Origin of the sequence: Shewanella sp. SM29 (assembly GCF_025654245.1) — a bacterium.
In the GTDB taxonomy this organism is placed as follows: Bacteria; Pseudomonadota; Gammaproteobacteria; order Enterobacterales; family Shewanellaceae; genus Shewanella; species Shewanella oncorhynchi.
This window is the reverse complement of the sequence record NZ_JAKKRN010000005.1, coordinates 34,516-57,624: the sequence shown is the minus strand read 5'-3', so window position 1 is coordinate 57,624 and position 23,109 is coordinate 34,516. Positions and strand designations below refer to the sequence as shown.

The 23,109-nt window shown below is 44.7% G+C and carries 14 protein-coding genes; 7 read left to right on the top strand and 7 right to left on the bottom strand.

Translation table 11 applies throughout. The features are described from left to right. Positions 1 to 107: 107 nt before the first annotated feature. The 3 genes from L5L77_RS04880 to L5L77_RS04870 all read left to right on the top strand — a co-directional run bounded on the left by L5L77_RS04880 (position 108) and on the right by L5L77_RS04870 (position 4,026). Complete coding sequence (locus tag L5L77_RS04880; RefSeq protein WP_263222193.1) at positions 108 to 2,567, top strand: 6-hydroxymethylpterin diphosphokinase MptE-like protein; 2,460 nt, start codon at positions 108 to 110, stop codon at positions 2,565 to 2,567. A gap of 118 nt (positions 2,568 to 2,685) precedes the next feature. Then, positions 2,686 to 3,165, top strand: coding sequence for a DUF2947 domain-containing protein (locus tag L5L77_RS04875; RefSeq protein WP_263177083.1), 480 nt, complete (start codon positions 2,686 to 2,688; stop codon positions 3,163 to 3,165). Between the two features lie 300 nt (positions 3,166 to 3,465). Next, positions 3,466 to 4,026 carry a chalcone isomerase family protein gene (locus tag L5L77_RS04870; RefSeq protein WP_198572645.1) on the top strand — a complete coding sequence of 187 codons (561 nt, stop codon included), beginning with the start codon at positions 3,466 to 3,468 and terminating at the stop codon, positions 4,024 to 4,026. Positions 4,027 to 4,038: 12 nt separating this feature from the next. Here the strand turns inward: L5L77_RS04870 and L5L77_RS04865 are convergent, their stop codons facing one another. Further along, positions 4,039 to 4,983, bottom strand: a complete 945-nt coding sequence (locus tag L5L77_RS04865) for a DUF6268 family outer membrane beta-barrel protein (RefSeq protein WP_168824508.1) — start codon at positions 4,981 to 4,983, stop codon at positions 4,039 to 4,041. A 120-nt stretch (positions 4,984 to 5,103) separates the two neighbouring features. Next, on the bottom strand, positions 5,104 to 5,733 hold the full coding sequence (locus L5L77_RS04860) for a TetR/AcrR family transcriptional regulator (RefSeq protein ID WP_131523683.1): 630 nt from the start codon (positions 5,731 to 5,733) through the stop codon (positions 5,104 to 5,106). A 139-nt stretch (positions 5,734 to 5,872) separates the two neighbouring features. Between L5L77_RS04860 and L5L77_RS04855 the strand changes: the two genes are divergently transcribed. Both L5L77_RS04855 and L5L77_RS04850 read left to right on the top strand, forming a co-directional pair. Beyond that, positions 5,873 to 6,979, top strand: coding sequence for an efflux RND transporter periplasmic adaptor subunit (locus L5L77_RS04855; RefSeq protein ID WP_263184926.1), 1,107 nt, complete (start codon positions 5,873 to 5,875; stop codon positions 6,977 to 6,979). A 2-nt stretch (positions 6,980 to 6,981) separates the two neighbouring features. Next, positions 6,982 to 10,062, top strand: a complete 3,081-nt coding sequence (locus L5L77_RS04850; protein WP_263222191.1) for an efflux RND transporter permease subunit — start codon at positions 6,982 to 6,984, stop codon at positions 10,060 to 10,062. On the opposite strand, the gene L5L77_RS04845 is transcribed toward L5L77_RS04850, so the two are convergent. Then, a complete protein-coding gene (locus L5L77_RS04845; protein WP_105251903.1) occupies positions 10,047 to 10,292 on the bottom strand; it encodes a YdcH family protein in 246 nt (81 codons plus the stop codon). The two genes, L5L77_RS04850 and L5L77_RS04845, sit on opposite strands and share 16 nt — an antisense overlap. A gap of 260 nt (positions 10,293 to 10,552) precedes the next feature. Here L5L77_RS04845 and L5L77_RS04840 point away from each other — a divergent pair, with 260 nt between their 5' ends. After that, positions 10,553 to 12,556, top strand: coding sequence for a methyl-accepting chemotaxis protein (locus tag L5L77_RS04840; protein WP_263162193.1), 2,004 nt, complete (start codon positions 10,553 to 10,555; stop codon positions 12,554 to 12,556). A gap of 647 nt (positions 12,557 to 13,203) precedes the next feature. Here L5L77_RS04840 and cydX read toward each other — a convergent pair. The 4 genes from cydX to purL all read right to left on the bottom strand — a co-directional run bounded on the left by cydX (position 13,204) and on the right by purL (position 21,204). Then, entirely contained in the window at positions 13,204 to 13,320 is a 117-nt protein-coding gene (gene cydX, locus L5L77_RS04835; protein WP_011788717.1) for a cytochrome bd-I oxidase subunit CydX, read from the bottom strand. Positions 13,321 to 13,339: 19 nt separating this feature from the next. Beyond that, positions 13,340 to 14,479, bottom strand: a complete 1,140-nt coding sequence (cydB, locus tag L5L77_RS04830; RefSeq protein ID WP_028761243.1) for a cytochrome d ubiquinol oxidase subunit II — start codon at positions 14,477 to 14,479, stop codon at positions 13,340 to 13,342. Between the two features lie 15 nt (positions 14,480 to 14,494). Continuing rightward, positions 14,495 to 16,051 carry a cytochrome ubiquinol oxidase subunit I gene (locus tag L5L77_RS04825; protein ID WP_028761244.1) on the bottom strand — a complete coding sequence of 519 codons (1,557 nt, stop codon included), beginning with the start codon at positions 16,049 to 16,051 and terminating at the stop codon, positions 14,495 to 14,497. Positions 16,052 to 17,322: 1,271 nt separating this feature from the next. Then, complete coding sequence (purL, locus tag L5L77_RS04820; RefSeq protein WP_263184996.1) at positions 17,323 to 21,204, bottom strand: phosphoribosylformylglycinamidine synthase; 3,882 nt, start codon at positions 21,202 to 21,204, stop codon at positions 17,323 to 17,325. 279 nt (positions 21,205 to 21,483) lie between these two features. On the opposite strand from purL, the gene mltF reads away from it, so the two are divergent. After that, positions 21,484 to 22,914, top strand: coding sequence for a membrane-bound lytic murein transglycosylase MltF (mltF, locus tag L5L77_RS04815; RefSeq protein WP_263148979.1), 1,431 nt, complete (start codon positions 21,484 to 21,486; stop codon positions 22,912 to 22,914). Positions 22,915 to 23,109: the final 195 nt, after the last annotated feature.

The window sequence follows — 23,109 nt, the reverse complement described above, 5'->3', positions numbered from 1 at the left end:
AACATGGCGCATTTATTGCTGTTTTCTACCTGAGCAATTTTTTGCCTTGGCATATAAGATAAGAGCTCGTATTGACTTACTTGCCGACCAATAGGAATGTATAACTAATGAACAAAATATTGAATAGTTTCGCAATAAGTCGATTTAATGAATACTATTTACCTAGCATAAATCGCCATACTTTTGAAAATCTTGACTCAAAAACAATTTATAACAATAAGTTTAAAAAGGCATTTTCGATTAAAGATAAGCTTAATATTATTATTGGAATGGACTCAGGACTGCTAGCAAGTTATGCATTAGAACAGGAAATCGCTTTAGGGTCTAAATTTATATTTATCGAATTGGATGAAGTGCTACCATTATTAATTATAGATATCCCGTCAACTAAGCAAAAAAATTTTAAGATAGTAAATGAAACTGATTTTCTAGAGCAGTTAGAACAAGAGGATATAAAAATATATCTCGCTAAAGGAGAGTATGATATTTATGCTTCTCTTGGTGTCACATCCCAACACCTAGAAGCCTATAACTCACTATTTAGCAGAATAGAAAACAAAGTCCAAGACGAATATTTTAATCATAGGGTTTTATTCACCCAAAAAATATTCTTTCAGACTCAACTAGAGAATATCCCAGACAATCACACGCCTGCAAAGCTTCTTAGAAACAAATTTGAAGGGAAGACTTGCTTGGTCGTTGCTGGCGGCCCCTCACTTGATGAGCATATTGATTGGATAATAAAGAACAGTGACAATCTTTTCATTATTGCAGTGTCGCGTATTGCAGGTAAGCTAGCTAAACACTCTATTTCAGTTGATATTATCACTTGCGTTGATCCACAAGAGTTTAGCTTTGATGTTAGTCGAGAAATTTTTGCATTAAGTGAAAACACACTTCTAGTAAACTCTTACCACGTTAGTCCAAAAGTACTTTCACAATGGCAAGGACAAAGTATATATCTAGGTCAACGATATCCATGGAGTGGCAAAAAGGATCACGACAACATCATTACTGTCGGGCCGACAGTTACTAATAGTTCGATTCGCCTAGCTGTTGAGATGGGGTTCAAAAAAATACTATTAAGTGGTGTTGATTATTGTTACTCAAGATCTGGATACACTCATGCAAACGGAACAGTTGAAGCTAATCTAGGCCCTAATTTAGGACATAATAATAAATGGGTCGAAACCTATGCAGGCTACCAAGCTGAAACTCCAATACAGCTTGTCCATGCGATGGAGTCACTAGCATCTGAGGCTAAAAAATATCCTAATGTTGACTTTATAAATTTGTCAAAAAATGCTGCAAAAATCGAAGGCATTTCTCATATTTCTACTAAAAATATTATTCTTGATGAACTTGGTAGTAAAATAATTTCTTGCCTAGAAAAGTGCGACACCCAAAATAAAAAAATTGACTTAGAACAAACATTAGATGAATGTAAAAAAGCTAAAGACGATCTCACCAAGCTACTAAAGCTAACAAAGAAAGCGTTAGCGCTATCTAAAAAACTCAATTTAAACTCATTGAACTCTGATGTCATACTTGATGAAGTCAATAAGATTGAAAAAAGTATAAACTCAAAGTACCCAGAGCTAACAAGATTAATTAAAACCTATGGATATCTTGAGTTTTCAAAGTTTCTAACTACAAGAGAAACAGAAAATTGGACTCAATCACACATTAATAAAATGACTATAAATTACTATGATGCATTTAATACGACCTGCCATAACATTCTTAAACTAGTAATAAAATCTTACAAAAAAATAGTTTTTAGAATATTAGAAATTGATTCTAGCTCATTAGCTCCACTCGCCCCTGTCTGGCTAGAAAATCATCAACCTGGTAGAGTTTTCTTATGGTGCAAAAACCATAAAGTTGCATTATCTGACTCGCATGAAAATTTTATTTTTTCACAATTAAAAGATAAATTTGAAGAAGATATCACTCAAGTACGAAAAGCTTATATCGATACGCTAAATAAAGCCTCTGGAATGGAACGCGTCTATAAAAAAATTATGGGACTAAACTCGAATGAAAATAGTTATGGATTATCACTTACAGTCCAAAACTTATTCCCCTTAATTGAATCTGACAATGAAGCTAAAAGGCTGTACCACCTCGCCTTATCATTCCAACTCAGCCTTGAACAGCAGCCGCAGCAGGCATTAGATGCTTTACTTGCTCTGCCTGAAGAACTTTGTACTGAGATGGAGTTAAAGCATATTATTTTACTGGCGCTCAAACTAAGTAACCTTGAGCTTGCAACAGCAACTCTAGTCAAAATTTTGGCTTATAGTGATGAGTACATGCCTCAGTATGCGCATATTTTAAAACTCCAAGGCAAGATTCAAGACTCAGTTAATGTCTACCTAGATTACTTAGAGAAGTATCCATCGGATACACAAACATGGATAAAACTTGGATTATTCATGTTTGAAATCAATCAAGTAGAAGCTTCGCACACTGCATTTTCTAATGCAATTAATGCCGATCCCGATAATCAAGTGGCACGTGATTACTTATCTGAACTCACAAGACTAATGAACGTCTCACAATAACAGGCTCAAGATCACCGAACTCGCATATTCGTGTTCGGTGATTTCACTATTACCTCGCTAGACCGTATAATTAGCCTCGTTTCAGCATTGCTCATCTGCATATCCTAGGAGATTTTGTTTGGCTCATACCTATATACCTTTAGAAACTTACCGCCGTAAGTGGATTTTCAACCACAAAGACTTGCCTGTCACTGACGAGGACAAGGTGCATATCCTGCCGTTAACAGATAAAAGTGCGATGGAAATCTGGAATCAATGGATCAGCAACAAGAGTAGTCGTGCGGAGCAATTTACTAAGGGAGATTGGGCGGCGAAGGCTGATGCTTGGGTGGAAACAGATCATTGGCAGAGCGCTTGGGATAGTGAAGATAGCAGTTTACCCACCATGTTAGCTGAGTTTATACAATGGCCCGATGAGACGCCGGTGTATTTTTGCTATGAAAAATATCAGATTATTGAAACTCGTTGGGATGTGTTCGTCCGCAATTGGAAGTGTTTTCTTTTCTTTGACGACGGTCCCATTTTGATCTCGCCAAAACAGAAACAAGCGGTGATGTTCGAACAGAGTGGTCAATACAAGCTAGGCACTCGCGGATAATTTATACAGGGCACTTAACGCTGATGATTTCCCATCGATAGCTTTACGCCAACACTTTTACGCCGATAATTTAGCGCGATGAGTCATCTTGTTGGCATGCACATATTTAATGATGAGTATGCCATATTAGCCATTTTCGAATAATGCGTAAGCACAATTAGCCTATCTCTCTCCTCTTCTTTAGATTAACATCCGTTTTCGGTGTCGAGTATTTGAGAAGTTTGGGTCAACTTTTTGCTGTAAATACTCATAAAAATCTGCTTAAAACCCAATAATTAAAATAGAAAAATGAGGTGTATTATGAAGTTACTCTCCACTCTTACCCTAGCAAGCGCGCTGTTATTACCCCACACATTAATGGCCAAAGAAGTCTCAGGAGTGCAAGTCGCCGAGACAGTGACATTAGATAGCCAAACATTACAGCTCAATGGCGCGGGCGTTCGCAGTAAGTTCTTTATGGATTTATACGTAGGTAGTTTGTATTTGCCAGCAGCATTGAGTAGCACAGCAGCGGTTATTGATGCACCAATTGCGGCAATCCGCCTTAACATTACCTCAGGCATGATCACCTCAGAAAAAATGCGCGATGCGATCACTGAAGGTTTTGAGCAAGCGACGGCAGAAAACACCGCCGATATTCAACCGCAAATAGATACCTTTATGGCGCTGTTTAAGGAAGAAATTAAAGAAGGTGACCAATTTACCTTAGTCGCCAATAAAGCCCGTGGCGTGACGGCCTATAAAAATGGTCAGGAACAAGCCACCATCGAAGGTGAAATGTTCCGTCAAGCACTGTTAAAAATTTGGCTAGGTGATAAGCCAGCCCAGAAAAGCCTCAAAGAGGCCATGCTGGGCAAATAACTGACATTAACGTTAGAATTTGAATTCGATATCCAAGGCCGCTGCGCCTTGGTTATCCATTTCAAGCGCGGCTTGATTTGTCACTTCTAACTCACCATCAAAGTAATAACCAGCATAGAGATTTACAGTTAAAGCAGGCGTTGCTCGCCAACCGCCACGCAGATAACTCACCCATTCGTTCGTTTCCACAGCAATATCATCATCCTCAATAAGGAATCGCTCAGTACGACGTGAACTCCCCAAACCAATATTCCAATCAGGATTGAATTGATAACTGAGCTCTAGTCCTGCTGGACCACTAAAACCAGCTTGGAATGGATTAGCCAGTGTCCAATGTTCATCTATCTGCCAACGCATGGCAAGATAAGGCACAGTGCGAACTTCATCGATATCATTAAGATACGCGACGCCAAAGCCAATCATGTTTCCCGAATCAAATGCATACATGGCCGATGCCACAATACCGTAACTCTGAGCTTGGCTAGCCGATGCAGTATCGGCGTAGGCATATTGGATCTGCGGCGCTAAAAAGAAGGCCCAATGTTTATCCATGCGATAATTTAACGACACTCCGGCACGGTAACGATTAATATGATCCCAATTCTGTCCGTCGGTGCCAAACAGCGGTGCGACATTGTTTGCGCCAGTAAGCGTGATGTTACGCCAGTCATAATCAAGTCGGTCATAGCCCACACGAAAGCCTAGCGACCATTGCTTATCCAGTGATACATTCATCCCAGCATTCAGTAATAAGCTGTCCCTTTGTAGCTCAGTATTGCCATTAGCTACCTCGGCGCTTTGGGTGCTGATCTGCGTGACACTTAATCTAAAAGGTTTGTATTCCTGCGAAGGTTTATCCGCTGCAATAGCGGCACAGCTCATTAACGGTAACAATAACAAACTGCCTTTCAGCAACCGCTGTTTTACGCTTAATGGTGCGAGTTTTCGATTAGCCACGCTAGCTCCTTGCATTTAAAATAATGGATAAATTTTTGTGCATAATACGCGCTATTGAATAAAAAGGTTCACACTTTCAAAATGAAGATACAAACTAATACCTTTGAAACAAACAAGCCTTTACTCTACCCTATGCGCCCTCAAGAACATGTCAGCACAACCCAATATATAATGATTCCTGTCGTCAAAAAGCTCATCGGCCGCTAACCCCAATTCTAATTTAAGTTTTAGCTCACCAAACAGCATTAAACATAAACGCACTGCACTATGGTGAGCATTACCAAATCGATATTGCCCTAACGCCTCTACAGCGACTAAATAATCCGCCAATAAGCCCACTATGTGTTTAGGGCCCGCGTCAAAGAACAATCGCGACACTTCAGGATGACTTTCGGATTGCGCCACACAGGCTTTGAATACGGTAATAGCTTCAGGACTGACGATCATTTCCCCAAATTGCAAAGCAAATTGGGTTAATGCCGATTCCGGCTTAGTGGGATCACTTAACAAATCATCATTAAGATTATGGCCAACACACTTAGATTCAATTGCCGCAACAAATAATTCATCTTTGCTGCCGTAATGGGAATATACGGTTTGTTTCGACACGCCCGCAAGCTTTGCAACCTCATCCATACTGGTATGAGGGAAACCTTGACGACAAAACAAATCAATAGCAGCCACAAGGACTTGCTGACGTTTTTGTTCACTACGGCTCAAAGGTAATTGCGTCTCAGAGGAATGCGTCATATCAACTCTCAAATAGATAGACATAATTAATTGGCATTAGTTAAGCACAAAATAGACTAGACAGTCTAGTTTTGTACAACTAGACTGGAAAGTCTAGTTACATAGTATTAACGTTTAACTTACAGCGGAAGCCTTTAAAATGGATCGAACTGCCCGACTTTCTTGGCGCACTCTTAGCGTCTGCGTGTTTGCTTTAGCCACATTATCCGCCTGTCAAAAGGAAGTGACTGAACACGCTACGACAGCCACGCTACCCACAGTCACAAGCCAAGCGTTGATCCAGACCCCAAGTTATGAACACTTTCAGACCTTCACTGGCACTATCCGTGCAGGTAACACCACAGGTGTAGGCTTTGAACTAGCAGGAAAGTTAAACAATTTACTGGTCGATTCTGGGAGTAAAGTTAAGCAAGGACAAATACTTGCAGTTCTCGATACCCGACTACTCGAAGCCGAGCGTCAAGAGATCCAAGCAAGTCTGGCACAAACCCAAGCCGATGTTGATCTGGCCACCAGCACTCTAAAACGTAATCAAGAATTAAAGAAATCGGGCTATGTCTCTGAACAGCTATTAGATGAAAACCGCTCACAATTAAATAGCTTAGCCGCAGCGAAAAACCGTCTACTCGCCTCGCAGCATGCCAATCAACTTAAGCTCGATAAATCCATCTTAGTGGCGCCCTTTGACGGCACCATAAGCCAAAGGCTACATAATCTTGGCGAAGTGATTGCCGCGGGCAGTCCTATCTTCACCTTAGTGGGTAACATCAATCCTGAAGCTTATATTGGTGTTCCTGTTGCGCTAGCGGAGCAATTTAACACCGAACAGCAAGTGCAAGTTAGTGTACGAGATCAAAACTTTACAGCTGAAATTGCCGGTATTAGCGCTGAAGTCAATCCCATCAGTCGTACCCTACAACTGAGAATAAGCCTGCCAAATGATGCCCATGTAATCAATGGCGAAATTGCGTATCTGCATCAACAACAGCAAATCCCGCAACCGGGCTATTGGGTACCCATTTCCGCACTGACGGATGGTATTCGCGGATTATGGAATCTCTATGTCATCGCAAACTATGAACAGCAATCCATCATAGAGCGCCGCGATGTGGAAATCCTCTACACCACCCAAGACATGGCCTACATTCAAGGCGCGATTCAGCCTAATGAAATCTATGTCAGCCAAGGGCTGCATAAGCTGGTCGTAGGCCAAACTGTATCTCCCATTGTTGCAGCTACGAGGTAATTATGATTAAAGCCTTTGTTGAAAACGGCCGCTTAGTCAGCCTCGTTATTGCGCTATTACTTGTCGCAGGCTTTGGTGCGATATCGAGCCTACCGCGTACTGAAGATCCCCACATAACTAACCGTTTCGCCTCTGTGATCACCCCTTATCCTGGCGCCTCAGCCGAGCGGGTAGAAGCCTTAGTGACTGAAGTCATTGAGAACCAGCTCAGACGTTTGGAAGAAATTAAGTTGATCCAATCAACCTCTCGACCAGGGATTTCAGTTATACAGTTAGAATTGAAAGACACAGTTAAAGAAACGGCTCCCGTATGGTCTCGAGCACGGGATTTATTGGCCGATGCGAAAATTAATTTACCTGAGGGCATACAATCTCCCACACTCGATGATCAAATTGGTTATGCCTACACCGCCATCTTAAGTTTAGTGTGGAATAGTAATACGCCCGTACAAGTCGACATGCTAAACCGCTACGCAAAAGAATTACAGAGTCGGCTCAGGCTGTTATCGGGCACGGATTTTGTCAAACTTTACGGCGCACCGACCGAAGAAATGCTAGTGCAGCTTGATGGTAACAAGATGAGCCAGTTACAGCTCTCTCCTGCGTCCATCGCCCATATTCTCAGCGGCGCCGACAGTAAAATTGCTGCCGGTGAAATCAACAACCGTGAATTTCGTGCCTTAGTTGAAGTCTCCGGCGAGCTTGATTCTTTAACCCGTATTCGCCAAGTGCCGCTTAAAATTGATAGCCAAGGGCAAATTATTCGCCTCGGCGACATAGCCACAGTGACTCGCCAAGCTCAAACCCCAGCGAATAGCATAGCGTTAGTCGATGGTGAACAAGGCGTAATGGTTGCAGTGCGAATGATCGATAATACCCGTGTTGATCTTTGGCAAGCACAAGTCAATAACGTCGTTGACGAACTCAATCGCGACGTCCCCGCCAACATCCAGATCCAGTGGCTATTCGAGCAAAACAGTTACACCAGCGAACGACTTGGCGGGCTAGTGGTTAACCTGCTGCAAGGATTTGTCATCATCTTACTGGTATTACTCCTCACCCTAGGCTTAAGAAACGCCATCATAGTGGCGATTTCATTGCCGCTCACAGCGCTATTTACCTTGGCGTGCATGAAATATATCGGCCTGCCGATACATCAAATGTCGGTGACAGGACTCGTCGTCGCCCTTGGGATCATGGTGGACAATGCGATAGTAATTGTCGATGCCATATCGCAAAGGCGTCAGCAAGGAATGAGCCGTTTAGCCGCAGTGAGCGAAACCTTACACCACCTTTGGCTGCCCTTAGCGGGATCGACTATCACCACTATTTTGGCTTTTGCGCCCATAGTACTCATGCCCGGTGCTGCGGGGGAATTCGTCGGTGGCATTGCCATGTCAGTGATGTTTGCGCTGCTGGGCTCTTACGTGATTTCCCATACGTTAATTGCAGGGCTCGCGGGACGTTTTAGTCATGAAGGTAAACAGGATGTCTGGTACCAACACGGGATCAACCTCCCGCTAGTGAGCCAATATTTTCAAGCGAGCCTGAGAATTGCCCTTAAACGCCCTATCGTCAGCGCGCTGCTTATCGGCATTACACCAGTATTAGGGTTTTTCGCCTCGGGTAAGATGACAGAGCAATTCTTTCCGCCATCGGACAGGGACATGTTCCAAATTGAAATCTATCTTGCGCCCCATGTGAGTTTAGAAAACACCTTGAACCAAGTGCAGTTGATGGATAAAAAACTCCACGCAGTCACAGGGATCACTCAAGTCGATTGGGTGGTCGGCGGTAATACGCCCTCATTTTATTACAACCTGACGCAGCGCCAACAAGGGGCGACTAACTATGCACAAGCCATGGTAAAAGTGACTGACTTTGAGCGTGCCAATGAGTTAATCCCCGAATTACAACAGCAATTTGATAGCGCTTTTCCCGAAGCGCAAGTACTAGTACGAAAACTCGAGCAAGGCCCGCCCTTTAATGCGCCAGTGGAGTTAATGATCTTCGGCCCGAATCTAGATACTTTGCGATCATTGGGCGACGACGTTCGTAATATTCTCGCGCAAACGCCGGACGTACTTCACACACGTGCAACCTTAAGTGCCGGTGCACCTAAGCTGTGGCTACAGGTAAATGAAGATGCCAGTCTAATGAGTGGGTTAAGCCTGACGGACATTGCCAAACAGATCCAAATGTCAACCACAGGCGTTATCGGTGGTAGCGTGCTTGAGCAAACAGAATCCTTACCCGTACGAGTTCGCCTTGCTGATGACAGTCGCGAGCAGGTGAGCCGCCTTTCTGAAATTCAATTAATGACACCTTCGGGTGAGTCTGTTGCATTATCCGCCCTCGCCCACAACGAAGTGCAAGTGAGCCGCGGCGCCATTCCAAGGCGCAACGGCCAAAGGGTTAATACCATAGAAGCCTACATCGTCAGTGGGGTATTACCTGCTCAAGTACTTAATGATGTCAAAGATAAAGTGGCTCAATTACCGTTGCCATCGGGTTATCGCATTGAAATCGGTGGGGAAAGCGCTAAGCGTAACGAAGCAGTCGGTAATTTACTGTCCAATATGATGTTGGTCGTCACCTTGTTATTAGCCACTGTGGTATTGTCGTTTAACTCCTTTCGGCTCACAGCGATTATTCTATTGAGCGCGATACAATCAGCAGGACTAGGCCTATTAGCCGTGTTTGTGTTCGGGTACCCATTTGGATTCCCAGTCATCATAGGACTACTTGGATTAATGGGACTTGCCATTAACGCTGCGATTGTGATCTTGGCCGAACTAGAAGATATGCCGAGCGCTCGGCTCGGCGATATGGAAACCATAGTCTCTACCGTCAGCAGCTGTGGTCGTCATATCAGCTCAACAACCATTACCACCGTGGGCGGTTTTATTCCGCTCATCATTGCTGGCGGCGGGTTTTGGCCTCCCTTTGCCATTGCTATCGCGGGCGGCACCCTGCTGACGACTTTACTTTCTCTGGTATGGGTTCCAACCATGTATTTGCTGCTGATGAAAACCCGTACGGCAAACACCCCATCCGCGATTCAAGCTCAAATCGCATCATGAACTAGATATTGGTACAGTTTATCTTTAAGGTTTAATCGCTCTAATTTTAACGCTAAAAAGTGCTCATCGGCGGTGGGCACTTTTGTTAACTCCAGCGCCCTAATTTTATTATCGAGCTCATGGTAACGACTAGCCATGGTCGCGAAGGCAGTATTATTGACTTTTAAATGCTTAATTTGATCGACAAAATCAGGAAACTCATAAACCAACGCATGATTCTCACCTAGCATATACACTTCTCCTATAATGTGGTTCTAACACTATGAACTCCATTCACCTTAAGCAGCTTAGTCTATACCTTCAGAATACAGCCAGTACTTGGGCATGTTATCTGCTAACATTTCTGCAAAATAAGCTGATGAGTCCAAGTCTAAAACTGCAAAAATATCAACGAAATGAGTTTAAAATTGCAGAAGTTTTAGACCCACATCAAGACTACAGAGTAAAACTTAGGCTACATTGATGTAACCGTTACCTATAGGATCTTACGATGAATTATAAAAATTGGCCTATTGCAAAACAAATTGGCGCCCTCGCGTTTATTCTCACTCTTCTCATCTTTGGCGTATTGAGTACCGTCTCCTATAAAGCCGCTTCAAATGTATTAGAAGATAAAGGTATCAGTGCCATGAAATCTGAAATGCGTGCAGTTTCAGACATGTTAGAGCTGCAGTACGATAGTCTTCTGCAGCTTGCGAGACGCAACGCCGATGTTTTTAAGGAAATGTATCCTGGACAATTTAGTCTGCAAAATAAAACTGTCAATGTGATGGGAGTAGGCTCTCCAGCCCTAATGCATGAACAAGAACAAGTGAACTCATCAAAAAGTAAAGTCGATCGTTTTGCTAATCTAACTGGCGGTACCGCTACAGTATTTGTGCGTGATGGCGATGACTTTATGCGAGTTTCGACTTCGCTCAAAAAAGCCGATGGCAGCCGTGCACTAGGTACTTCCCTTGGCAAAACACATCCAGGCTATCAAGTGTTGCTCAGCGGTAATGAATACGAAGGTTATGCCAAACTTTTCGGCAAAGACTACATGACAGTCTATCGTCCAGTGAAAGACACACAGGGCAAAGTTATTGGTATCTTATATATTGGCTTCGACATCACCAGTTCCTTAAAACAATTACAAGAAGCAGTTAACAGAATCACCTTAGAAGAAAGTGGCCATTTTCTATTAGTACGCAAAGCAGACAATGTGTTAGTCGCCCATCCTAAGTTCAACGCAGGTGACATCATCACCGAAAGTATGCTTGATGGCTTAAGTGTTGCGTATGCCACCCAAAATGATGCGGAATCCCATTACAGCAATAGTAAAAATGAGCCCATGTTTGCCTATAGCCAAACCGTAACAGGCTGGAATTGGGTGCTAGTGGGTCAAGTCAAAGCAAGTGAGCTTAATGAAGAAAGTATGCAATTGCTCACCATCAACGCCATCGTTGCTATCACAGGGATCGCGCTGATCACAGCGCTATTATCAGTTGTCTTAATTCGCGCACTCAAACCTTTGCATGCCCTCCAAGTGCATATGGAAAATTTAGGCAGTGGCGATTTTAGCCATCACTTAGCGCCATCAGAACCACAGAGTCAAAACGAAGTGGATCGAATTACGACCAGCGTATCAACTATGTCCTCAGAGCTCAGGCAATTGATTATTGCATTGCAGGATTCAGTCATAAGTCTAGAGCAACAGGCCTCCAAGGCACAAAGTATCGCGAAGCAAAATGGTGAAGAAGCTCAAGCCCTAATGCTACAAACGGATCAAATCGCAACTGCCATCGAAGAAATGTCGACCTCGATCCGTGATGTGGCTAATCATGCCCAAGATGGCGCAGTTCAAAGCCAGCAAGTGGATGCCGCAGCCAAAGAAGGTCAAAACCAACAGACGAAAGTGGTGCAGGATTTACTCAAACTCAGTCAGCAACTCAGCAACAGTCATCAATCGGTTGAAAAAGTCAGCCATGAAAGTGAAGCGATCAGCAAGGTGACCGAAGTCATTAACAGCATTGCCGAACAAACTAATTTACTCGCATTAAATGCAGCGATTGAAGCGGCGCGCGCAGGCGATCAAGGTCGAGGCTTTGCCGTCGTTGCCGATGAGGTGAGAACTCTCGCCCAGCGGACCCAGTCATCCATTGTAGAAATTGGCCAAACGATTGAAAAGCTGCAAACTCAAGTGAAAAGCACCACAGAACAAATGAGCCAAAGTCATCAATTAGGAATGGAATCTGCAGCACAGGGTGAAGCAACGGGTGAACAACTGAAGGAAATCACCCGTAGGATTGGCGAACTCGCGATTAGCTCACGCAATATTGCCTCGGCTACTGAGCAGCAAAGCAGTGTTGCACAAGAGATAACCCACAATTTGCATCAGATCAGCGAACTCGCTAACGAAGGCGAGCACCGTGCCACTGAAACAGTGCATTCTGCCAATGAACTGTCTTCCTTAGCCGCCGCCTTAAAACGCCAAATAAGCCAGTTTAAGGCATAACTCAAATACGGACTTAGATAACCTGAGCTCGGGATAAGCAGAGCCGCTGAATAGACATCTTTTCGGGCCTCTCTGCGTTGCTCTGTCTAACCATAGCTCGCTATGGCGTACGACAGAGCGCCTTGATATGCGCAAAAATCTGCGCATTCAGTCAGGAAATAGATTTTTCGCTTTAAACGAATAATTTTATGTAATTGATTTTATTTGTTAAATTTAGATTTTTCGACACTCGTTATCCCGAGTTCAGGTTAGATACAGAGTTAGTGCTTTATCAAACGTTAAATGCCGCCCTAACTGGGCGGCATTTTTTATAACAGCACTACATCAAAACGATAGGAGCAACATTTAAGAAAGGGATTTGGGACTTTGATTTAGGATCCTGACGTAAAGGAGTAATGGAGTAATGGAGAAATGGAGAAATGGAGAAAATATCTTAAACCATGCGAGCAAGCATCTGCAGAGAGCACAATCAAAAAGCGATGATATCAGGCCTATTCGCTGCAGTTATACCACCACTCTGCAGCGAAGTTAACTGCTTGGCCTAATACAATAACGCAGCTCTACTTCAAACTAAAATAACCTCAGCCCATCAAAAAATCCCAATAAAAAACCCCGCTAATGCGAGGTTTTTAAATCGAGTTTAGACGTTACTCGGCATCTTCTGCCGATCTGTCCATGTTCTCTGTATTTTCAAGCCACAGGGCATTGATAATCCCGAAAGAACAGGCCAACAAAACCCCTAATATCCACGTAAAATACCACATAGCAGATGCTCCTTAATGCCTAATAGAGTGAGGCTTTGTTATCTTCAATATGCTTACGGCCGATACGACCAAACATCTTGTAGTAAGTCCAGACAGTGTAGCTCAACACTATAGGTACGAAAATCGCTGCAGCAGCAGTCATAACACCTAAGGTCATTTTACTGGCTGTTGCATCCCACATAGTCAAACTGACGTTAGGGTTAAGTGATGATGGCATGACGAATGGGAACATTGCTGCACCGCAAGTCAAAATCACCATAGCCACAGTGAGTGAGCTGAATAGGAACGCAAAACCTGAACGGTTAAAGCGGCTAACCAAAATCACTAGCAGAGGCAATGCCACACCTAAGATGGGGAACAGCATAGTGATGGGGTATTTGTCATAGTTGGCAAGCCAAGCACCCGCTTCAATTGCGACGGTTTTCATGGCTGGGTTAGAAACCGCATTATGGTCCAGTACTGAAGTCACTACATAACCATCAATACCATTGGCTAACCACACACCCGCAGCAGCAAACAACACAGCCACTAACAGTGCGAAGAATTGCGTGGCTTTCGCAGCACGAACACGCAGCTCACTGTCAGTCTTCATTTGTAGCCAAGAAGCGCCTTGCATCATAAACATGCTCACGCTCACAAGACCTGCCAGCAAACCGAAAGGATTCAACAGGCCGAACAGACCACCATGATAAGTCGCACGTAGGAACTCGTCGAATTCAAAAGGCACACCTTGCAACAAGTTACCAAAGGCCACGCCTATGATTAGCGGAGGTACAAAACCACCGGCAAACAAAGCCCAGTCCCACGACTTACGCCATTTTGGATTTTCGATTTTAGAACGATAATCGAATCCGACTGGACGCATGTAGAGGGCAAACAGCACTAACATCATGGCGACATAGAAGCCAGAGAAAGACACTGCATACACCATAGGCCAAGCGGCAAATAACGCACCGCCTGCTGTGATTAACCACACTTGGTTGCCGTCCCAATGGGGAGCAATAGTGTTAACCATGATACGGCGTTCAGTATCGTCTTTGCCTATAATTGGCAGTAACGCACCGACACCCATGTCAAAACCATCAGTAACCGCAAATCCGATGAACAGTACGCCGATCAGAGCCCACCAGATAACTCTTAATATTTCATAATCAAACATAATGAAATCCTCTGCTTAGGCTTCTAGGTTCTCGAAATGATAACGACCAGTTTTCAAACTGCTCGGACCAATGCGGGCAAACTTAAACATCAAGAACATCTCAATCACCAGCAGTACAGTGTAGAACAAGGTGATAGAAAGGATACTGAACCATAAGTCGCCAGTCGTTAAGCTTGACGCAGACATAAAGGTCGGTAGTACCTCAGAAATCGTCCAAGGTTGACGACCATACTCAGCCACAAACCAACCACACTCAATCGCGATCCAAGGCAATGGCAAGCTATAAAGTGCAGCTTTAAGTACCCATTTTTTCTCGGCAATTTGATGACGTGTGCTTTGCCAGAATGCCGCAGCAAATACGAACAACATGATAAAGCCTAGACCTACCATCACACGGAAGCTCCAGAAAATCGGTGCTACGTTCGGGATAGAATCTTTAGCTGCTGCTTTAATTTGCTCTTCAGTCGCATCAACCACTTTGTCTGTGTAGCGTTTCAGTAAGAAACCGTAGCCTAAGTCGACTTTCGCTTCTTCAAAAGCAGCACGTAGTTCAGGCGTTTCTTCACCCGCTCGCAGTTTCACTAGCATGGCATAGGCTTTCATACCGTTACGGATACGCACTTCATGCTCAGCAATCAAGTCATGAATACCAGTCACTTCTTCATCCAACGAGCGTGTTGCCACTATACCCATCGCATAAGGAATTTTGACTGCAAAATCTGTTTTCATGGTTTCTTGATTCGGAAAACCGACAGCAGTAAAGGCTGCTGGAGCAGGCTCGGTATGCCACTCAGCTTCAATCGCTGCTAACTTAACGCGCTGTGCTTCACCCACTTTATAGCCAGATTCGTCACCTAACACGATAACCGACAGAATCGCCGCCATACCAAAGCTTGCCGCAATCGCGAATGAGCGACGGGCAAAAGGTAAGTCACGTTTCTTGAGGATGTAATAAGCACTGATCGCCAGTACAAACATGGCACCCGCCACATAACCCGAAGCGACGGTGTGAACAAACTTAACCTGCGCGACAGGGTTAAACACAACCTCAGCGAAGCTGGTCATTTCCATACGCATGGTTTCGTAGTTGAACACTGAACCCACAGGGTTTTGCATCCAACCGTTTGCCACTAGGATCCACAATGCCGACATGTTAGAACCAAAGGCCACTAACCAAGTCACGACTAAATGCTGACGCTTAGTGAAACGATCCCAACCGAAGAAGAACATACCCACGAAGGTAGATTCAAGGAAGAAGGCCATTAAACCTTCAATAGCCAGAGGCGCACCAAAGATGTCCCCTACGTAATGCGAATAGTAAGACCAGTTAGTACCAAACTGGAATTCCATTGCCAAACCTGTGGTAACCCCCAAGGCAAAGTTAATACCAAATAACTTACCCCAGAACTTAGTCATATCTTTATAAATTTGTTTATCTGTCATCACATACAGTGATTCCATGATAGCCAGCAAAAATGCCAACCCCAAAGTCAAGGGAACAAATAGGAAGTGATACATGGCTGTCAGCGCAAACTGCAACCGCGATAGCTCAACAACCTCTTCAACAATCATCGGTGACTCCTTACTTGGTGCGTCCAATTGCTATGACAAAACCCGCGTCAATCACAGCAAGTGCCTTTGTAGGATAGTGAGTTTTCATTTTGTGTTTATATCTGCGACAACAGTATAAACCGTTAAATTTAATCTTTTGCATTAGTTCGAAGCAGCAAGGGCTAAAAAGTACCAATATCTGTTGCATATTGAGACGCGAGTCACACTATCGCAAGTAACTGAGACCGACGCCCTACCACTCACTCAATCAAATGATTTCATCGATATAAATATCAGATAGTTAAGATATTTATTCATTTTCATTTGTGGCTATTTTATACCACCTCGCTTTGATGCAAATCAATCAAACTCAGGGGTTTAGGTGGGTTTTGCGGTGAGGCACACACTTCCCCACCAGAGAGGATTGACAATCGATAAAAACAAGAGTAGTGAGCAGCCATTAATTAATATAAAGTCATACTTTTACCAACTAGGCAGTAAAAATCAGCTCTAATCATCAAAAAACCAATAAATAAATAATGTTGCAACAAATTAACTAAAAAAATATTGTCACAAATTTAAGTGGCCACAATTTAAAACCTTTAAAATCAAATATAAATACATATAAATATAAAAAACCACAATCGAACAGGCTAAAATGCATTAGTTTTAATAATGAATATTTGTATTTTTTCTCGTTTGAGAAGCTAACCTAAGTTGTTTAATATATGTCCTGTGTTAAGGAGACAATTTGGTAGAACTGGTGTCGTAGCCCAGCCAAGACCAACTTCGCGCACATAGGTACTAACTTTTGGTGTGGAGATATCGATATGACTAAATTATTTGAACGTCTGGTTAACAGCTACAAGCGTGTTTTTGTTGAACTTTATACAGCTAATGAGCTGAAATAATCCCCAGAATTACTCGTGAAATTAATTGCATTTATGTGAAGTTTTGTTAGCGCAAAACGGGCCCCCATCTCCCTGAGATTGGGGGCTTTTTCTATATTAAGACCCTAGCATCCCCCAACAACTCCAGAACCCCATAAAACACCACGCCCCGTATCAAATGCGCAACATACCTATTAATAGGTATTTACCTATTAAAGTGGCTATTTTGCCACTTTAATCCATTAGATTATTTGCAATAAGCGTTAATAATTTGAAATACAATCACTTCCATAAAATGCATTTTATATATAAAAAAAGGAGCGAAATTATCGCTCCTTTTTTACGCTTTCATTAACCTGCTTTTGCCCCTCAACAAAGGCAAAAGCCGTTGACTTTAAACGCTTAACCTAAGGTCACTCGCGCATTACGGAACATACGCATCCAAGGGCTATCTTCACCCCAAACATCTGGATGCCAAGAGTTAGCCACAGTTCTGAATACACGTTCGGGGTGCGGCATCATCAAGGTTACGCGGCCATCTGTGGTACAAATCCCAGTCAAGCCATTTGGCGAGCCGTTCGGGTTTTGTGGATACTGAGTCGCGATATCACCTTTACCATTGACAAAACGCAGCGCAATCGTGCCTGACGCTTCGGCAATCGCCAGCGCTTCAGGGCTAGCAAACTCAGCCAAACCTTCACCGTGAGATACAGCAATGGGCATACGTGAACCGGCCATACCTTGGAAGAATAACGACGGGCTCTGTTGCACTTCAACTAAGCTGAAACGCGCTTCGAAACGCTCCGAGCGGTTACGCACAAAACGTGGCCAGTGCTCGCTACCTGGGATAATTTCTTTCAGGTTTGACAGCATTTGACAGCCATTACACACGCCAAGGGCAAAGCTTGAGTCACGTTCAAAGAAACGAGAAAACTCATCGCGAGCTCGCTCATTAAACAGAATCGACTTAGCCCAACCTTCACCTGCGCCTAATACGTCACCGTAGGAGAAGCCACCACAGGCCACTAGGCCTTGGAAATCCTCTAGGCTGATACGGCCAGATAAAATGTCCGACATGTGTACGTCGCGGCTTTCAAATCCAGCGCGGTCAAAAGCAGCTGCCATTTCCACGTGGGAGTTAACGCCCTGCTCACGCAAAATCGCCATCTTAGGCGCAGCGCCCTTAAGGATATAAGGTGCGGCAACATCAGTGCTTGGATCAAAACTTAAGTTAACGGTTAAGCCTAAATCAGTTTCGTCTTGCTTAAGTTTGAACTCTTCAAGCGCGCACGCTGGGTTATCACGCAGAGCTTGCATACGATACGTGGTTTCTGACCACACAGTACGCAGCGCTACACGGGTATCACTGAAGATTTCACGCGCGCCATCTTTAATAGTGATGCGTTGATCGTCGGCTAGAGTTCCGATCACATGGCAAGGCACGCCAGCGATAGCGAACTGAGCGGCAATTTTCGCAGCATTGTCACGGCTCACTTGCAATACAGCGCCGAGCTCTTCATTAAAGAGTCGTTCTAAATCAGTGCCCTGCAAGTCTTCTACATCTATGTCTAAACCTGTATTACCGGCAAAAGCCATTTCCACTAAGGTAGTGAATAAACCACCGTCGCTACGGTCGTGGTAAGCGATAACCGACTTCTTAGCCACCAGATTTTGCATGGTTTCGAAGAAACCACGCAGCAGTGCAGCATCGTCAAGATCCGGCGCAATATCACCCAGCTCACCAAACACTTGGGCTAAACAAGAACCACCTAAACGATTTTTCCCCGCACCTAAATCCACTAACAGTAAAGACGTTTCGCCTTTATCTGTGCATAGCTCTGGCGTCACTGTATTGCGAATATCTTGCACCACACCAAAGGCGGTAATCACCAATGACATAGGTGACGTTACTGTTTTATCCGCGCCATCTTGCTGCCATGCGGTCTTCATCGACATAGAGTCTTTACCGACCGGAATGGTCAAGCTCAGCTCTGGACACAGTTCTTCACCTACGGCTTTCACCGCTTCATAAAGACCCGCATCTTCACCAGGGTGACCCGCGGCAGACATCCAGTTGGCAGAAAGCTTAATACGCTTAAATGAACCAATATCGGCACCGGCGATATTCATGATGGATTCAGCCACAGCCATACGGGCAGAGGCGCCAAAATCAAGCAGTGCCAGCGGTGTACGTTCACCCAGTGACATAGCTTCACCGGCGTAGGTATCAAAGCTTGCCGCAGTCACAGCGCAATCGGCCACAGGCACTTGCCATGGACCCACCATTTGGTCACGGTTCACTAACCCCGTAACTGTGCGGTCGCCAATAGTGATAAGGAAGGTTTTATCCGCAACTGTAGGCAAGCTCAGTACGCGTTTAACCGCTTCTTTAACATCAATCTTGTTTTGTTCGAGCGCTGGCGATACGGCTTTGGCCGATACCACATCGCGGCTCATCTTAGGCGCTTTGCCTAATAAGACTTCGAGCGGTAAATCGATAGGATTATTGTCGAAATGGCTGTCGCTAAGCGTCAGGTGTTTTTCCGCCGTCGCTTCACCCACCACCGCAAAAGGCGCGCGCTCACGCTCACAGATGGCAGTAAATAGCGCGAGGTTTTCAGGGGCAACTGACATCACATAACGCTCTTGTGATTCGTTACACCAAATTTCCAGCGGGCTCATGCCAGGCTCATCCGAAGGCACATTACGCAGATTAAATAAACCGCCGCGCTCGCCGTCATTCACGAGTTCAGGGAAAGCATTCGACAAACCGCCAGCGCCCACATCGTGGATAAATTGGATAGGGTTTTTATCGCCAAGCTGCCAACAGCGGTCGATCACTTCCTGACAACGACGTTCCATTTCTGGGTTTTCACGTTGCACAGAAGCAAAATCTAAGTCTTCACTCGATTGACCCGATGCCATAGACGAAGCGGCGCCGCCGCCCAGACCTATGTTCATCGCAGGGCCACCCAGCACAATTAGCTTAGCGCCAACGGTGATTTCGCCCTTTTGTACGTGTTCTTCACGAATGTTACCTAAACCACCGGCTAACATAATTGGCTTGTGGTAACCACGGACTTCAACACCGTTGTGGCTGCTGACTTCCTGCTCATAAGTACGGAAATAACCGACCAATGCCGGACGACCAAACTCGTTGTTAAATGCCGCGCCGCCCAGTGGGCCTTCGGTCATGATGTCCAGCGCGCTCACGATACGTTCTGGCTTGCCATAGTTACCTTCCCATGGTTGAACAAAACCCGGGATTTTTAAATTGGATACACTAAAGCCTGTTAAACCCGCTTTAGGTTTAGAACCACGACCCGTCGCGCCTTCATCACGGATTTCACCACCTGAACCGGTTGCGGCGCCAGGATAGGGGCTGATGGCGGTTGGATGGTTGTGGGTTTCCACTTTCATCAGGATGTGCATTGGTTCAGTGTGGTAGTTGTATACCCCATCAGGATCGGGGAAGAAACGACCCGCAACCGAACCTTCCATCACAGCAGCGTTATCTTTGTAGGCAGATAACACGTGATCAGGCGTGGTTTCAAAGGTGTTCTTGATCATCTTGAACAGTGACTTAGGCTGAGCTTCACCGTCAATGGTCCAATCTGCGTTAAAAATCTTATGACGACAATGCTCAGAGTTCGCCTGAGCAAACATCATCAATTCGATGTCATGGGGATTGCGACCTAAACGGACGAAGTTCTCGACTAAATAATCGATTTCATCTTCAGCTAAAGCAAGCCCCAATTCAGTGTTAGCCACTTCAAGTGCGCGGCGACCTTCGGCAAGAATATTGACGCTCTTAAACGGCGCAGGCTCAGTGCGTTTGAACAACACATCGGCTTTAGCAAAATCATCGAGGATAATTTCAACCATGCGATCGTGCAGCAACGCATTTAAAACTTGTTGCTGAGGCGCTGTCAGTGCATCTGACTCGACATAATACGCAACGCCTCGCTCCAAACGCTTTACTTTACCAAGGCCACAATTGTGCGCGATGTCAGTGGCTTTTGAAGACCAAGGAGAAATAGTACCGGGGCGAGGAGTGACAAACAGGAGTGAACCTTGGGGGATATGAGCTTCTATCGCAGGTCCATAGGTGAGAATTTTTTCAAGTTGCTGGCGTTCATTTGTGTCGAGCAACTCGCTCAAATCCGCTAAATGGACATACTCAGCATAGATTTGGCGTACCGGAAGCGCCGCGTTTTCGCAGGCCTCCATCAGCTTTTGCACCCTAAACGTCGAGAGTGCAGGGGCTCCGCGGATGATCTCCATCACGTCTATTCACCTTATTATTTATTATTGCAGGGGTCAGAGGTGGCGCTATTATAAGGAAATGTCTGTCACAAATCACCTGCGACCTTACGCAAAACAGTGTTTCCTGTGATATAAAAAGCCCAGTATTGTGTCGGCTGTACTTTCCCCCAGAATGATTTTTTTTCGAAATCGCAGACAAACGGATATAATCCCACCAATGTCAGCCAGTTCACCACTAATGCCCCACTGTTAACTCGCTATCTATAATATTGATTTTATTTACTATAAGTACATTTAATGACTCGATTTCTGTTCGCTCTTATCTTAAGTTTCCTACTGACTGCCTGTCAGCAGGTGACCGTGGACGAAACAGAATTCGTGCCGAAAAAATTAACTGAGCTAAGAGTAGGTACACTTTACGGCCCACAGATTTATATGACTTCGGGCCAAGGTGATAGCGGTTTCGATTACGATATGGCGGTATTGTTTGCCGAATACTTAAATGTGCCCTTAAAAATGGTGCCCTACACAAACCGTATCGAGCTGTACGAAGCCCTCAAAAAGAATGAAATCGATATTATTGCTGCAGGCATGACAGAAACGCCCACAAGGCGAGAACAGTTCCGCTTAGGTCCACCGCTATACCGAGTGAATCAAGTGTTGGTGTATCGCGAAGGCATGCCAACCCCAAAAGACATCAGCGACTTAAAAGGCAAGATCACCGTTATCGCCGACTCTTCCTTCGTCGAGACCTTGACCCAGTTACAAAAGCATTATCCAACGCTGGTGTGGGATCAAATTACCGACAAAGACAGTGAAGAGTTGTTGGCCATGATTGCCAACAAAGAAATTGACTACACTATCGCCGACTCCAGCAGCGTACAGATCAACCGTCGCTACCTGCCCGACCTACGCTCAGGCCCTGTGCTAGAAGAAAAACTCGATGTGATCTGGCTGTTACCTCCCACTCACAGTGATGAACTTATGAGTAAATTGCTGGCCTTTTGGCACCAAGAGAAGCTTGCCGGTACGCTGGATCATCTCAACGAGAAATACTTTGGTCATGTAAAACGCTTCGATTATATCGATACTCGCGCATTTATCCGTGCCATTGAGACAGTATTGCCGCGTTATCGACAATTATTTGAAACCCATGCAGGCAATTTAGATTGGCGTAAACTGGCAGCAACCAGCTATCAAGAATCACATTGGAATCCTAATGCCCGCTCGGCCACAGGCGTGCGTGGCATGATGATGTTGACTCAGCCAACCGCCAAAGAGATTGGGATCACCAACCGACTCGATGCCGAAGAAAGTATTCGCGGCGGCGCGGCGTATTTGAACGATATGATCAATCGCCTGCCAGAATCGATCCCCGAGAGTCAACGCATGTGGTTTGCGCTGGCCTCTTACAACATAGGATATGCCCATATTGAAGATGCACGTAAGCTTGCGGAATCGATGGAGTTAAATCCCAATGCTTGGCGAGATTTAAAAAAGGTACTACCGCTACTGCAAAAGCGTAAATATTATCAAAAAACACGTTATGGTTACGCCCGAGGCAGTGAAGCCGTTCATTACGTCGACAGCATCCGTCGCTACTATGACACGTTAGTCTGGGTGGATAATCAGTCGAAACAACCTGACCCCGATGAAGACTCGAGCGATCTTACCGCGGAAGAACCCGTGCTTCCTGCGGGAACGTTAAGCCCTGATCAACCTAAATAGCTTAACTCGTTAGCGCTTAAGTGTATGGGCCAAACGACAATCCAACAACTCACTTCTTATGTATCAAGCACAGAGTGTTACACAACTAGAACATCAACATAAAAACATCAAGATGTACGTAGACGTCTTCAACAAGGTGCGATATCAAACAACAGGAGAACCGAATTAAGGTTTGCCAACCTAACTCAAATTTGC